A 15,825-nucleotide genomic window follows, 5' to 3' on the forward strand; every position below is an offset into this window, starting at 1 on the left:
AGCTATTTAAAAGCTTCTTTTAACATCCACCTGCCATTAGGCAAGTGGATGTAAACCCATAAGGGAATATTATTAAACTAGAGAGTTCTCTTTAGAATTGATGTTCTCAGATACTACCTGACCATCAAATAGGTTAATTACTCTGTGAGCGTATTCTGCATCAGTTGCAGAGTGAGTAACCATTACTACGGTAGTTCCTTTGGCATTCAAATCGCTCAATAAAGTCATTACTTCTTGACCATTTGTTGAATCCAAGTTACCAGTAGGCTCATCCGCAAGAATAAGGTTTGGTTTAGCAACTACAGCTCTAGCTACCGCAACCCTTTGTTGCTGACCACCAGAAAGCTGCTGAGGGAAGTGATCTTTTCTGTGCATGATCTGCATAGTCTCTAACACTTCTTCTACTCTCTTCTTTCTATCCGCAGCAGGGTACTTCAAGTAAATTAAAGGAAGCTCAACGTTTTCGTAAACTGTAAGCTCGTCAATCAAGTTAAAGCTCTGGAATACGAAACCAATGTTCTTCTTCCTTAGCTCAGCTCTTTGTCTTTCAGAATATTTTGAAACCTCTTCATCATAAAAGAAGAACTCACCTTCAGAAGGGTTGTCCAGTAGACCAATGATGTTTAGTAAAGTAGATTTTCCGCAACCAGAAGGACCCATGATTGCCACGAATTCTCCTTCGCCAATCGCCAGATTAACGTTGTTTAGTGCAGTAGTTTCGATCTCGTCAGTGTAATAGAACTTCTTCAGACCTTTTGTTGTAATAATGTTTTTACCATTTTCCATAATGTAAAAAGTTATCGGTTGTTTGAATTAATTTATTGTTTGATTATTAGTTTGTCTTTATCGTCATACCCTTCGTAGGATGAAAATATGACTTTTTCTCCAGGTTGTAAACCTTCAAGCACTTCATAGTGACGTGGCGTCTGGTTTCCAATTCTGATTTGTCTTCTTGTTGCAACGGTTCCTGACTCGTCTACAACGAAAATCCAGTTCCCCCCTGTAGTTTGGAAAAAGCTTCCTCTAGGGATTTGAATAGCATTCTTTTCTTCGCTCAATTGAAGTCTGATAGAGATGGTCTGCCCTCTACGAACACCTTGAGGCACTTGGCCTACCATTTCTACTACGAAAGTACCGTTATTAATCTCTGGGAATTTTTTTCTGATCTCTAAAGAGTAAGTAGAGCCCGCAAAGTCATAAGTACCTACTAGGCCTTCATAAACTCTTGGTAAATAGTGTTGATCAACATTTGCTTGAATTTTAAAGCCCTCTAAGTCATCAATTTGAGCGATCGTAGTTCCTTGACCAATACTCTGACCAATTTCAGCATTTACAGTGGACAATAGTCCATTAACAGGTGCAGTAACCCACAAATCGTCTAACTGGCCTTCAACAATTCTCAAACTCTCTTGAGATGTGATGAGCCTTTGGGTGTTTTGACTAACCTGATTCACAGAATTAAGAGAATCAAATTCTTTCGTTTTTATAGTGTTAACACGTGTTGCTATTAAGCGATCATAAGTACGCTTTGAATTAAGATATTCTTGTTCAGAGATTACTTTATCCTTCCAAAGCTGTTGATTTCTTGTATAAACGTCTTTCGCAGCATCAATATCAAAATCAATCCTGATTACTTCGGCATTCGACCTAAAGAGAGACTGTTTCAAACCATTGTTGGTATTTTCTATCTCATTCCTAAGACGGTTGGTTTGAGTTTGTTGACTTATATAGTTCATTTCGAGAGAACTATTCTCAAGTTTAAGAATTGTATCTCCTTTTTGAACTTCTACACCGCCTTCCAAGAATTTTTCTTGAACGTTACCACCTACTTTCGCGTCAAGCCTGAATGTCGCTTTGGGTTGAACTGTTCCTTCTATAGGTATGTATTCTTGAAATGGTCCTTCAACCACTTCGGCCATACTGATTTTCTCTGAATCTACATTGAGTTTTGAAGCCTTATCGGCAAAAACAAAAACATATAGTATAAGGAATACTAATCCTGCGCTACCAAGTACTGTTACGACCCGCTTGGTAGTGAATGTTTTCTTTTTGATTTTTTTATCCATTGCTGTTGTTATAGTGTTTTCTAATCCGGCCAGCTATAGACAACAAGAGTGCCACTTTTTCAAAAAACTGATTTACAGCTTGTTACGACAATATTATAGATTTCAGTCTGGCTCAAAGTGTACAATTATAACACACGGATTGATCGTATTCGAACACTTTATGGTTAAGACTATTGACAGGAGGGAATAAAAAAAGGCTCAGTATGGTCAGTACCGAGCCCAAAGGTCAAAAACTCAAAATATCTGAATTAATATTTAAATTAATTCAAAACAACGTGTGCAATATATGTACTTTAATCACTTCTGCAAAATCTTCGTTCCTTAAATATTGTGTTTTTTTATACCATCGGTTTCAGTTACATGTACATACCCTTTATATAAAATTCATCCTTCAATAATTACAATTACAATTGAACATGGAAATTAGACACAATCATTATCCTCCAATGAAAGCTCAAAAACATGTCCATATTCGATCAATTTTTGTTACGGATTCGGACACATAAGTATCTAAAACCTATATATTAGATGCATTAAGGCTATTGGCACTATTTAGGCTTAAGAAACGCCATTCGAATAAACTAACGACACTGTGGATAAAGAATTAGGTAAGATTTTAATAATCGATGATGATGAGGATGTTTTGATTGCAGCTAAGCTGCTCTTGAAAAAACATGCCAAAGAAGTAATCATAGAGAAAAACCCTAAGAAGATTCCGTTCTTAATGAACAATGGTACTTATGACGTCATTCTGCTGGACATGAATTTCAGCAAAGACATTACAAGTGGCAAAGAAGGTTTCTATTGGTTAGAGCAGATTCTTGATGCAGACCCACAAGCTGTCGTCATCCTAATAACCGCGTTTGGTGATGTTGAAATGGCTGTCAAGGCACTAAAAGAAGGTGCTACAGATTTTGTTTTGAAGCCATGGCAAAATGAAAAACTCATCGGTACATTATCTGCAGCTATCAAACTAAAAGAATCTTATAAAGAAGTCGATAAGCTTAAAAGTGCTAAGAAACAGTTAGAGGACGATATCAATAAGCCTTTCAAGGATATAATTGGTGACAGTCCGGCAATGAAAAACGTCTTTAGTATCATTGACAAAGTTGCTGGCACTGACGCCAACGTTTTGATACTTGGCGAAAATGGTACCGGTAAAGAATTAGTCGCTAGAGCGATCCATCAAAGATCATTACGAAAGGACAATGTATTTGTAGGTGTCGATATGGGAGCCATTACTGAGACTTTGTTCGAGAGTGAGCTCTTTGGGCACAAGAAAGGAGCCTTCACGGATGCTAAAGAAGACAGAGCAGGTCGCTTTGAAATCGCTACTGGCGGTTCTCTCTTCTTAGACGAAATTGGCAATCTCAGTATGCCATTGCAATCTAAATTATTATCGGTTTTACAAGGGCGACAAGTGACCCGCATTGGGTCTAACAAAGCTGTTGATATTGACATTAGGCTCGTCTGTGCAACAAATATGCCTGTCTATGACATGGTGGCTGAAAATACTTTCAGGCAAGATTTGCTATACAGAATTAACACGGTAGAACTTCACTTACCTCCTCTTAGAGAGAGACAAGATGATGTAAATCTCCTTGCAGAACACTTTGTTAAGGTTTACTGTGATAAATATCGCAAGCCTCACAAGAAAGTAGCTTCCTCAACAATGAAGAAGCTTAGCAAATACCCTTGGCCAGGGAACATCCGTGAACTACAGCATGCTATTGAGCGAGCAATAATTATGAGTGAGGGCAATATTCTTATGCCTGACGATTTCTTCTTCCTTGTTCAGAAAACAGATAGTCAAACCGAAGCTGTAGACAACCTTAATCTTGATGATGTCGAAAAGAACATTATCCTAAAAGCTGTCAACAAACATTCGGGCAACATATCGAAGGCTGCCAAAGAACTTGGACTCACAAGAGCATCATTATATAGACGTTTAGAGAAGCATGGGCTTTAAAAATATTCGGCTACTTCTCGTACTCCGAATAGTTTTACTGATCGGTTCAATTATGCTTTTGGCATATGTGGTATTTCAGGTACCTAATAGTGTCAATACCACCTTTTTGACAATGATCATTGCCATTCAGATCTATTTCTTGGTTAGGTCTATTGACAAGACTAATCGAGAAATATCTGGCTTTCTGAGTTCAATCAAATACGATGACTTCACTACCACCTACCCCACTCATGGTCGTGGACAGTCAATGAATGAACTTTATAACGAGTTCAACAATGTAATCAAGAAGTTTAGAGAAATACGCGCTGACAAAGAAGCCAATTATCATTACTTCCGAACAATTGTTCAGCACGTTGGCATTGGACTTATCACTTTCAACAAATTAGGTGATATTCAGATTATCAACAGCTCTGCCAAAAAACTAATTGGTATAGAATCTATTACTAACATCTTCGAGCTGAGTAAGGTCAGTGCAAAACTGGTGGAATCATTAGTGAAGCTCAAGACTGGTGGAAGCGCTCTTATTGAGCTTACGAATGAAGGTAATCGTACTCAACTTTCGGTTTACGTGATTGAGTTGGTTTTAAGAGGCGAAGAATTCAAACTAGTCTCTATACAGAACATCCAAAGTGAACTGGAAGAAAAAGAAATGGAGGCATGGCAAAACCTGATCAGGGTTTTGACACATGAAATCATGAATTCTGTGACTCCTTTATCTTCCTTAGCTGCGACTGTAGAGGAAAACCTTGTAGACAATATTGAAGATGATGTTCCAATAGAAAAGGAAGAGCTAGAAGACATTTACCTCGCAGTCCAAACGATCAAGCGAAGAAGTGAAGGACTAATTCGTTTTGTATCTGACTTTAGAAACTTAACGAGAATTCCAGAGCCAAAACTTCAAGAGATAGAAGTTCAAAAAGTGCTAGATCATATCAGTCTTCTTTTGAAACATGAAATAGCTGCTAAGGGTATCGACTTCAGACTAAAAATTGAGCCGAAAGGCTTGATGTTTAACATAGACAAGGAGTTAATCGATCAGGTACTGATTAATCTATTGCAAAATGCAATTCATGCCCTAGACGAGAATGATGGAGACAAAATGATTATCCTAAATGCCTTCATTAACGAATACGGAAGGCCTACGCTTACCATCAGAGATAATGGTGTAGGAATTGATGAAGAGGCACTCGGTAAAATTTTCATTCCATTTTTCACTACCAAAAAACAAGGTTCAGGTATTGGGCTAAGTTTGTCTAAACAAATAATGAGAAAACATGGTGGTGCTATTACCGTTAAGTCTGTGATGAACGAGGGCACAGAATTTACACTGAGGTTTTAAATATTTTAAAGGAATCGGTTATCTTCCGAAATCATTTCATTCAAGAGTCCCCAATGAGCAATACGCTAGAAAAAGTAATTCAAATACTTGTTGAAAAAATAGGTATCGCACCGACCGAAGCCACGACTGACGCAAATTTTATAAAAGACCTAGGTATCGACTCCTTGGACTATGCCGAAATAGTAATGGAATTCGAACAAACCTTTAATATCAGAATTCCTGATAGTGATGCAGAAAGACTTCAAACCGTGGGGCAGGCGGTAGAATATATAGAGGAAAAAATATCAGCTTAGAACAGGGTTAGTGTCGTCTTAGAGGGTTGACCCTCAGTAGAAAATCAGCCCTTCGTTAGGATCGCCAGATCTCTTTTCGTTAGCCGTACTCATATTGTGGATTGCCATGAGCGCTAAAACGCTATCTAAATCATGACTAGTCTCCACTTTGGACTCAGGAGCCAGCTGAAAGCCTCTTTTTCCCAATACTTGAAGCATAGCGTTGTAATCAGATGCCTTGGAACGATACCCAAATTCCTTTAATCCCAAGCCTCCGCCCGTCTGAACAGGATAAGTCTCAAACACCTGCACTCCTTCTACACTTAGTTGATCTTTTAGTTTGATAGCTCGAGCGGTCAACCCTCCCAAAAACATAGGAGACATGGCTTTCAATTCCTTGTCACATAAACGATAGTGATAATCTTCATATCCTTTCAGGTTAGTATAGACTCCTGGCAAAGACAATGGCGCATCTATCCCAACCATTTGAGGTTTTTGTTCCCTCACAAACTCGATGATCATTTGATCAGCATCCTGATTCTTTATGGACTTCTCGAAATAAATCAGTCCATCTTTTTGATAAGCGATCACGGTTGTACCTGCCAGTTTACTCCCAAAATCTATCCCAATTTTCATGACAAAATTATTGTTGCAAATTCAAACTAATCCTTTCATAGATTTGTTCTTTTAGCAAAAGAAAGGAATAATATGCTCACGTGGATTGATGTGATCAAATTTGCCAATAATGGCAACCCAAGCCCTGACAGAAGGGTAGAAAAAACAGAAGATGAGTGGAGGGCAATTCTCACACCAGAACAGTTCCAAATTGCAAGACTTAAGGGCACTGAAAGAGCCGGAACGGGCGCTTTCTGTGAAAGGCACGAACCAGGCCTATATGGCTGTGTTTGCTGTGGAACTCCACTATTTGATTCCAGAGTAAAGTTTGAATCTGGAACAGGTTGGCCGAGTTTTGCTCAACCCGTTAAGGAAAATGCTATTGGATACATAAAGGACACGAGTTATGGTATGACGCGTGTTGAGGTGGTATGCAATACTTGTGATGCACACCAGGGACATGTGTTTCCGGATGGCCCTGAGCCAAGTGGTTTGAGGTACTGTATCAACTCAGCTTCCATGCAATTGCTGGAAGATGATAACAAAGAAGCAACTGCAATAATTGGTGGTGGTTGTTTCTGGTGTACCGAGGCAGTTTTTCAGAGAGTAAAAGGTGTAAGTCATGTGGAATCTGGCTATTCAGGTGGACAGATTAAAAACCCGACATATAGAGAGATTTGTTCGGGAAGAACGGGTCATGCCGAGGTGATTAAGATTACTTATGATCCTGAAGTACTGGATTATGCTGATTTGTTGAGGATATTCTTCTCAACACATGATCCGACTACTTTGAACAGACAAGGCTACGATCAAGGAACGCAATATCGTTCTGTGATTTTCTATCAAGACGATAAGGAAAAGCAAGTAGCAGAAGAAATTGTCTTGGAAATGAAGGACTACTTTGACGATCCGATTGTCACCGAAGTAAGTCCGCTAGCAGCTTATTACCCTGCAGATGCAGATCATCAGAATTACTATAATGATCATCGAAGTCAAGGTTACTGCACAGCGATTATTGACCCCAAAGTTGCCAAACTAAGGGCAATGTTTGCCGATAGGTTAAAACCAGAGATGAACTAGTTAAACAAAAAGACCCCGCCAGTGCGGGGTCTTTTTCAACCTTAAACTTCTAACTACAATTGGAGAGTAGAATTAATTGTCTCCGGTAATGTCTTCAATAAAAGTAAGTTCCAGAATATCAATACTGTTATCACCAAAGGCCAATACATTTCCAACAGGATTGTTATTACTACGGAAATGGCCTGAGAATCGCACTTCACTTTCCTCCGTAATCAGAAAGTCTGGGAATTCGTTGTTACAGACCACACCTACTCTGAACGAATCTATGGTTCCTGGAATGAAATAGGTAATGATACGTTGACCGCTTTCTTCTTTGATGGAGCCAACACCATTTTCAACCGTAAGAATTATTTCTCCTGCCTCTAAACATGACTCTGGTAGTGTGTCTTCTTCTCCACAAGAGCTGATCACAACCAAGGTCATCATCAACAATAAGTATTTGAGCTTTTTCATTTGCCTTTGAGCTTTGTCTATGTCTTTGACACACTTCCATTAAATGAGGTTGTAATGAGACTCCGTTTTATTCATCACCTTCCTTGGAAAGCACTTTGAATGCCCTCACCAATTCGTTGCCTTCTGGGTCAATCACTCTTAGCACATGCTCACCGGCTGTAGGCTGTAAGCCCATGACATGTTGGTCACTGGTACTACCCAGGTATTTATCATCCAAATGCCAATGCAATTCTGAAGCTTGCTTCCGGTGAGTTGCTTCAAAAACCAACTGACCTCTAGTCCCATCTTGCTGAATTGGGATATATAAGGTAGCATTTGGTTCTGGATAGATCATATCCATCACCACCAAGGATAATTCTTCATTGGTACAATCGCTTTTCAGCGGTGGTAACTCTTGATAAGTAGGATTCTTTTTCTTGAAGTAGAAAGCCTGTTTTGGAGGCAATACAAACCAGTTCTTTGAGACTATATCATTCAATGGATAACACCCGGAATTTACCCTGAAAGACTCTGTCTTGTCCAAATGGACCCTTTGGTGATAAGGGCTTGCTACAGTTCTTAAGCCAACCTTCGGAATAAATACCGTATCGACTTCATCTGAGTATGGAGAGGCCAAATAACCACTCTGACGATCAACAGCTGCCACGGTCAATTCCCGCCTTGGAGGTAAAAACCAACTAGTCTTTGGCAATAGATTAAACACATCAAACATAATTGGAGCAGCTGCCTTTATGCCCGTCAACCCAGGCCTGCCTTCTCCATCGGCATTACCAACCCACACACCGACTACGTATTCAGGGGTAACACCAATAGCCCAGCCATCACGATAGCCGAAACTCGTTCCCGTTTTCCAAGCTACCTTTCGTGCACTCGAGTACATTTTCCACGAAGCATCCTCGTCAGGGCGATAAACTTCTAGCATGGCCTGAAAAGTAAACCATAGACTGGCTGCATTCAAAGGGGACGACTCCATTGATTCATCCACACTCGGTGTTTTAGCACCTGAATAAGTGGCAAATTCAAAGTCATTGGCCTTGTATAAAGCCGATCTACTCTCATTAAAACTTGACAGCGATCTGGCCATTCCGGCATAGATATTTGCCATATCCCAGAGTGTACCATCAGAGCCCCCTAAAATCATCGCAAGCCCGTAATGGTCGGCAGGTTGCGTCAATGTCGACATACCTAATTCCCTCAATTTTTGATGAAACTTGGGGTAGCCATATAGCCTGAGCATATTCACCGCTGGAACATTCAATGATCTCGCAATGGCCATATCGGCCTGCACTGCTCCGTCATACCTTCTTGTAAAGTTCTTAGGTGCAAAGTCAGCATAGAAGGTCGGAACATCAGGTATTAAAGTCTTCGGTAAGATCAGGCCCTCATCAAGTAGACTAGCGTAAAGCATTGGCTTTAGCAAACTCCCCGTACTTCTTGGGGCTTGAATCACATCTACCGAAGTCGCATGATCCTTGCCCGCTGTTAGCACATTACCGTTATACGATAAAACCCTATTGGCCTTCACATCAAGCACAAGGACCGCAGCATTGTGAATACCATCAGTTTTCAATAGTTGATGATGCGCCTCTAACACTCCATTCACTCTATCTTGAAGATGACCATCAACACTGGACAATGTCACCCTTCCTGACTGCCCATTACTGGCTAGGTAGTTAAGGAAGTGACTCGATTTCTGAGGCAAGTTGCCTGGTCCATCCGGGAGTGGCTCAGCTTTCGCCAATTCAAGTGAAGTAGCATCCATATACCCTTCGGCATAGAGCCTATCTAACAGTCGATCTCTTTTACCCTTTAGTTTTTCGTTTCTTCTACCTGGGAAAAGTAATGACGGTTGGTTGGGGAGTATAGCCAGTAAAGCAGACTCGGCCCATGATAAATTCTCAGGAGGACGTTGAAAGTACCTCCATGAAGCAGCACTTAACCCAACTGTATTACCTCCAAAAGGAGCATGAGACGCATAAAGCTTGAGGATACTAGACTTTTTATAGCGAAGCTCGAGTCGCGTTGCCAAAGTCATTTCAATCAACTTTTCGGCCAGCGATCGCCCTCTACCCTTTCGTGAGAGACGAATCACTTGCATAGTAATGGTACTTCCTCCACTGACTACCTTTCCCTTGCTTACATTCTGCCATAAGGCTCGGCCTAGGGCTATTGGGTTTACCCCTGGGTGCTGATAAAAGTGCTGGTCTTCAAATAGCAACAGTGCTCTTTCATATTTATCTGGTATCTCGGTGACCTCAGGAAAGCGCCACTGACCGTCTTGGGCAATTCTGGCAGACATCAATTCACCTCGAAAGTCATTGACCACGGTGGCATAAGGATCATCGAATAGCTCCTTTGGCAGGGCAAAGTAATACACTATACCCACCAAAGTGGCAAAGGCCAATAGCCATTTACGATATCGTCTTATATAGACTCTCACCGATCGCTTCTCTCAACTTTTACCCATTGACCGGCTGTATTGGCACTAATAGTATCATCATACATGGCTTCAACCTTGACCGCTGGTAAATAGTATTGCCCAGCATAAGTAGCATTTAGCGCAACTCGAAACTTCTTTCGCTCATTAGGTCTTAGGTCGAAATACGTGAACACTCGATCATCTCTAATATCACGATAATCATAGTCTACTTTTTGAACCGTGCCTGAAACTTCGTTCAATCGATCATTCAGTATCTCCCAACCTGAGGGGAAGATTTGGCTTAACGCCAGGTCTTTGTAAACTCCTTTGGTCCCTGGGTTGTAAATAGAAACCTCTGCAAAAAAGTCAGCACCCTGATCTAGACTATTCGGATCAATCACATTCCCGTTTCTATCGGTATAAGTGACTGAAAGGCGCAGGCCTTCCTCAGCAGGTTTTTCCTGTCCAGCAAGAGGCTGTCCTTTTCTGATCGCTCTCACGAAGAGCACGCCAGTACCTTTGTTCTCTACTTCTACCTTGGTAGATTCTTTCGCACGAATTGGAGCATCTACCAACACAATAGGTCTCGCGGTTAACACCTGTTGCATGGCATTATCATTCACCTTGTAGCTAGCTTCGACTCCATTATTGGTTTTATCAGCACCTGCAAACTTGATGATCGACAACAAAGCATAGGCCGTTGTTTGTGTACTCATCCACCGGTCTTCACTCAGCGATTTCGCTATCGATCGCATTAGCGTCAGTCCTTCATCCTGCATATTCAAGAGACCAAGGGTTTCAAGAATCATAGCGTTATCTCTGAGCATGGATCCGTAATAATAGTAGTTCGACTTTCTTGCCGACTCGATAGACAAATCATTAATGATTTCTCTGGCAACCTGGGCTCTGCCAGTGAGCGCATAGGCGGCAGCTAATCGCCATTTGGCTTCCAAACTGAGTCTTTCATCTTCCCTCAATCGATTCATAGCTCCGAGCTCTGGAACCTGTGCCTTTGCCAATACATATAAACGATAGGCTTGTACTAGGTCATCATTGTAAGCAGAGTACCTGCTCCAGCTACGAGCTCGTTTTCTCTGATATTTTTTCCAATTGTTTAGAAGACGCGAAGGAATGAAATAGCCTTTATCCTTGGCTTCCAAAAGAAAGTGACCTCCGTAATTCGTACCCCAATCATTGTCATCGCTATTGCCTGGCCAATAGGCGAACCCTCCTGTAGCAGTTTGGAATTTCCCGATGCGATCAATTCCAGCCTTCACATTCCTTTGTACATCCTCAACTTCTCTTTCGGAAAGCTCAGTAATGTCACTAAGGAATAGCTGTGGAAATACGGAAGAAGTAGTCTGCTCGATACAACCATGCGGATAACGCATCAAATAACTCAGCCTCCTACCCAGATTAATGGGTGGAATAACGCTCAGTTCAAGAGTGAACTCATTGGTGCCGACCATACCGACCTGTTCGAAGGTATTATTCAGACTTTCTCCTGATTGAAGGGTAAATTCCTTTACATCAGTGATAAAGGGGTTAGGGTTCCGGACTTGGACCTCGACTTTATAAGTAGCTCGCTCTCTACCAGAAGTAGCCACTATTTCTACTTCTCCAACACCTACTGATTCGCTTACCTCAAATTCAAAGTCAATAACCTGATCGCCTATTTCATCGAATCTCATTGATTGATTTTTGGCACTCACGATTTTCAACAAATCGTTTCCTTTAACACTCACTTGAACATCCTTCACATTGCCATCCATGACAAAAACCGAAACAGGTAGCTTGATTTTTTCTCCCGGCCCTACCACTCTTGGTAACGTACCGAGTACCATCAAAGGCTTTCGAACTGGGGTCGCCTGCTCAGTTTTTCCATAAGCACCGTCCTGTCCTGCGATGACCATTGTTCTTACTGAACCGACATAATTAGGCATCTGAAAGCTATGCGATGCCGACTCTCCCGCATTCAATTCAAACGGTCCCAAGTGCATTACAACAGGCTTAAACCGATTGGCCTTCACTTTTTCTGGCCTTGCTGCTGAGCCATCACCTCCGAGTGCGAGTAGTCGCGATAAGTCACCGTTATATGCTCCGATCACATCATCGTAAACATCCCAAGTCTTGACACCCAAGGCTTGTCTAGCAAAAAAGGTATTCCAAGGATCGGGTGTCCTAAAACGTGTAATATCCAATAAACCTTCGTCAACCACAGCAATTGTATAAGTCATTGGACTCCCGTTTTGCTCGGATACTTGCACGGTCACTTCAGACTCAGGCTCTAGTACATCTGGAAGTAGAATCTCAGGAGTTAACTTAGTGCTCTGATCACTGATATTGATGGGCACAATCCCATAAAGCCTAATTGGTAAATCATTTCTAGTCTGGGCATGAGGTTGTAAAAGTGTAGCATGCACATAGGCATTGGGCACCATTTCTCGCGTGGTCTCAAACACAAATTCGTTGGCGCCTTCTTTGGTTTCTACCCAATATGAGGCGACCACTTTACTCCCGTTCTCAATGCTTACCAATGCACGGCCTTCTGCACTGGCAGGAATGTTGATTTTTACTGGTTTACCGACTTCATAGTCTTCAGCATCGGTTGAAAAGTTAAGCAGTGCAGCTCCACCCGGTCTACCTTCTTCAGCCCAACCCGGCCAATCGAAGTAAGTGATGGCACCGGCAGAATGTCCAGACTCCGTGTCTCTTACTCTCACATAATACCGACCCCAATCTCGGTTTGGAATATTCAACTTAACAGAGGCCTTACCTTCATTGGTTTCAACCACCTGCCGATCATAAGGCTGGTTGTAGTTACGACTGATGTAATAAGCAAGATCATCAGAGGATCTATCCCACCACCAGCGCCAATTGAGCTTGAAAACCTCAACCACAAGACGCTTTTTATTTATTGGATTCCCTTCAGTACTAACTGAAACAAGCTGTAAGACATGATCTTTCTCAGTCAGGAGTTGACCTCTTCGATCGCCCTCGGGCTTCTGTATACCCACAAAACTTTCATAAGGATAAAAGGGAATACTAAACTGATCGATGCTGAAATCACCCCCTGGCTCGAAAACCTTGCCACTGAAAGTAGCGGTCAGCATGCCTGGAGAATTCGACTTCTTGTTTAGGGAAACATTAACATTCGCATGACCTTTTGCATCGATTGTACCACTGAAGATGCTCTCTTTTTCAGATTGAAATTCTTTTGCTCGGTCATCGAACATATAGTTAGGATAATCTTCGAAAGTGGTTCTAGAAGGGCTCAATGAAACATCAAACTCTGCTTTCAGGTTTTTAGCTGGCGCCCCACTCAACCACTGGACATCAAGATCACCTTTCAAGGCACCACTACCTGCAGTAATCCGATCTTTATCAAATTTCAAATCAATCTTCAAGCGATTGGGCTTTACAGTCTCAATCTTAATACGCTTGGTGAATTCAGTGCCTCCAATTTTAACCCTCGCTAGCCAGTTTCCGGTCGGAGCATCATCTTGCGTTTTGAGTGGAAAGTGATAGAACCCATTTAAAGATCCCGTCTCAACCCTCCTCACTTTCACATTTCCCGAAGGATCGACTAATTCCATCACTACTGGATGGTCCTTTGGAAGGTTGGCATCTGCATCTTCCAGCATAAAATTGAGGTAGATATTATCTCCAGGCCGCCAGACACCTCTTTCTCCATAGATAAAACCCTTGATGCCACGCTGAACTCTGGCTCCTCCCACATTGAAGTTACTCAGCGATAGCGAATGTCCATCCCAAAGCTTCAGGTATCCTCTTTCAACGCCTCTTTTAACAACCAGTAGAAAGGGCTTTCTGTCAAGATTCAGGCTCACTTTTCCCTCACTGTCGGTAGTTAGACTTTCAATGATTGTTTGTTGAAAATCATATACCTCCACAACTGCATTAGAAATTGGCTTAGTCGTACGCAGGTCCGTTACAAAAGCATCCAGCTTTCTGTTGTTTCCGATCTTAGCGATAAGCCCAAGGTCAGATGCGAGAATATTAGTATCGACTATTCTATTATTACCATAGTAGTAGCTGTCACTACAAGGATTATCACGCTCACGCCAGTCATAGTTAGCATTGTATCTGTAATTATAGTAGCTATCATAGGCACCGCTATTTTCCCCACTATTGGCATCCCACTGATCTTCTTCAATCTCACCTTCTAATGGCAACTCGTCAAGGGTACCCTCACCACAATTGTATAGTGAATAGGCCTTTTTAAAACTTAGCCTCACCTGATAAATAGCCCCTGGCTCGGTATTGATTAATTCTGACAGATCAAGATTGAAGCGGTTCCAACCCGAAAGGTCAAGTAGATTGGATTCGTCCAAAATCACACGACTTTCATGGATTGGTCTCCCAACACTTCTCAGTTGCTGATTGCCATCGAGATTATTGGTTTGTAGAAATTGAATGACATTGTCTTCAAAAATTTTGATGACCGTCACATCAACAGCCCTTAAGTTTACAGCATCAAAAGGCAATACCAAGCCATCGGTACTCGGCAGAATAGTTCCCTTATTGGCAACCTTAACTTCTGGTTTTGTTTGAGCAAATGAAACATTGGTATCAAAGCTGTTTTGCATTTTATAGTCCAGCTTGTTTTTGATACCCGGGTAAACCGAGAGTCTTTTCGACCCTGTCAAGTTAGTCGAAGTATACACCCTGACCTGGTTTTCGGTGATTGAAAACCTAAGATTATTATCATCTTCAAGGGTGATCAAACCGTGCAAATCCTGGCCTTCATTGAGCGGGTCTGAAAAACTCAAAAGCACATAAGGGCTTCCCACCTTAAAAACCCTGCTTGTCACAACTTTGAAGTCACTCAAGGCTGGAATGTCAATTTTACCCCTGCTAGATCGTACTACACCTATTGCTTCCCCATTAAACTCATAGCTAAGCTGCACAGCTTCATCCTTACGCTTTGCACCAGTAATGGTAAATGAGTGGTTGGTTCCAGCATTTTTATCAAAATCCCAGCGTATCTCTAATTCTGCACCTGGCTGTCGGGCTATTAAAGCTCGACTTATCTTCAATGTATCGGCATAATCTGCTGTCTGCAATTCGCCATTGACCACCTGTTTTGTCATGGGTTCATCAGAGTCGCTAACAACGCTCGTGATCCTAAAGTCAAAATCCTGAGCAATGGCTTCAAACAGAAACTCAAAATCCTCACTACCTTCTTCAACCTCGAGGCCTAAGTCCATTAGGTTCAGCTTAGCCTTGTATTCCTGTCCATTCTTTAAAGCACTGTTAGGCCGAAATTCAATAACGCGATCAGTAAGCCAGTTAACCTCGCCCTGCAGTGATGGGGAAAAACTCAAAACATCCTTCCGCTGCAAATCCTGTGGCACCTCACTGGCTAATTGTACGGTCACGAAAGACCGTGAAGAAACCTGACCTGTGGTATAAGAGGAAATGTATGCGGTGAATCGCTCATCCGCCCTCCGATCAAGCTCACTAGAAGACTCTTTCTTACTACTACAAGCAGCAATTAAGAATATGATCATCAGGTTGAAGATGGTTAGTTTGATACTTCTGGACATGCTAAAAATGATTAATTGTTGAAGGCAGTTGCCGCCTTAATAAAT

10 protein-coding genes are annotated in these 15,825 nt (G+C 41.7%); 4 read left to right on the forward strand and 6 right to left on the reverse strand.

Annotated features, from left to right (window positions below):
• Nucleotides 1–72: 72 nt before the first annotated feature.
• Both J4E76_RS08815 and J4E76_RS08820 read right to left on the reverse strand, forming a co-directional pair.
• The gene (locus J4E76_RS08815) at nt 73–768 is read right to left on the reverse strand and encodes an ABC transporter ATP-binding protein (RefSeq protein ID WP_208503513.1); all 696 of its coding nucleotides are present in this window, start codon (nt 766–768) and stop codon (nt 73–75) included.
• A 50-nt stretch (nt 769–818) separates the two neighbouring features.
• Entirely contained in the window at nt 819–2,066 is a 1,248-nt protein-coding gene (locus J4E76_RS08820; protein WP_208503219.1) for an efflux RND transporter periplasmic adaptor subunit, read from the reverse strand.
• Between the two features lie 592 nt (nt 2,067–2,658).
• On the opposite strand from J4E76_RS08820, the gene J4E76_RS08825 reads away from it, so the two are divergent.
• The 3 genes from J4E76_RS08825 to J4E76_RS08835 are packed head-to-tail and all read left to right on the forward strand — an operon-like array spanning nt 2,659 to nt 5,667.
• Nucleotides 2,659–4,035, forward strand: coding sequence for a sigma-54 dependent transcriptional regulator (locus J4E76_RS08825; protein ID WP_208503221.1), 1,377 nt, complete (start codon nt 2,659–2,661; stop codon nt 4,033–4,035).
• A gap of 52 nt (nt 4,036–4,087) precedes the next feature.
• A complete protein-coding gene (locus J4E76_RS08830; RefSeq protein WP_236017351.1) occupies nt 4,088–5,374 on the forward strand; it encodes a PAS domain-containing sensor histidine kinase in 1,287 nt (428 codons plus the stop codon).
• A gap of 53 nt (nt 5,375–5,427) precedes the next feature.
• The gene (locus J4E76_RS08835) at nt 5,428–5,667 is read left to right on the forward strand and encodes an acyl carrier protein (RefSeq protein ID WP_208503224.1); all 240 of its coding nucleotides are present in this window, start codon (nt 5,428–5,430) and stop codon (nt 5,665–5,667) included.
• A 33-nt stretch (nt 5,668–5,700) separates the two neighbouring features.
• Here the strand turns inward: J4E76_RS08835 and J4E76_RS08840 are convergent, their stop codons facing one another.
• Nucleotides 5,701–6,282, reverse strand: a complete 582-nt coding sequence (locus tag J4E76_RS08840) for a DUF429 domain-containing protein (RefSeq protein ID WP_208503226.1) — start codon at nt 6,280–6,282, stop codon at nt 5,701–5,703.
• 72 nt (nt 6,283–6,354) lie between these two features.
• On the opposite strand from J4E76_RS08840, the gene J4E76_RS08845 reads away from it, so the two are divergent.
• Nucleotides 6,355–7,341 carry a bifunctional methionine sulfoxide reductase B/A protein gene (locus J4E76_RS08845; RefSeq protein ID WP_208503228.1) on the forward strand — a complete coding sequence of 329 codons (987 nt, stop codon included), beginning with the start codon at nt 6,355–6,357 and terminating at the stop codon, nt 7,339–7,341.
• Nucleotides 7,342–7,413: 72 nt separating this feature from the next.
• On the opposite strand, the gene J4E76_RS08850 is transcribed toward J4E76_RS08845, so the two are convergent.
• The 3 genes from J4E76_RS08850 to J4E76_RS08860 form a co-directional block, all read right to left on the reverse strand.
• Nucleotides 7,414–7,794 (reverse strand): hypothetical protein, encoded by a 381-nt coding sequence (locus J4E76_RS08850; RefSeq protein WP_208503231.1) that lies wholly within the window; start codon nt 7,792–7,794, stop codon nt 7,414–7,416.
• A 67-nt stretch (nt 7,795–7,861) separates the two neighbouring features.
• Nucleotides 7,862–10,234 carry a penicillin-binding protein 1C gene (pbpC, locus tag J4E76_RS08855; protein ID WP_208503233.1) on the reverse strand — a complete coding sequence of 791 codons (2,373 nt, stop codon included), beginning with the start codon at nt 10,232–10,234 and terminating at the stop codon, nt 7,862–7,864.
• Entirely contained in the window at nt 10,231–15,780 is a 5,550-nt protein-coding gene (locus tag J4E76_RS08860) for an alpha-2-macroglobulin (protein WP_208503235.1), read from the reverse strand. The genes pbpC and J4E76_RS08860 overlap by 4 nt, the downstream gene beginning before the upstream one ends.
• Between the last annotated feature and the right edge of the window lie 45 nt (nt 15,781–15,825).

The organism is Roseivirga sp. E12, from assembly GCF_017592825.1.
Taxonomy (GTDB): Bacteria; Bacteroidota; Bacteroidia; order Cytophagales; family Cyclobacteriaceae; genus Roseivirga.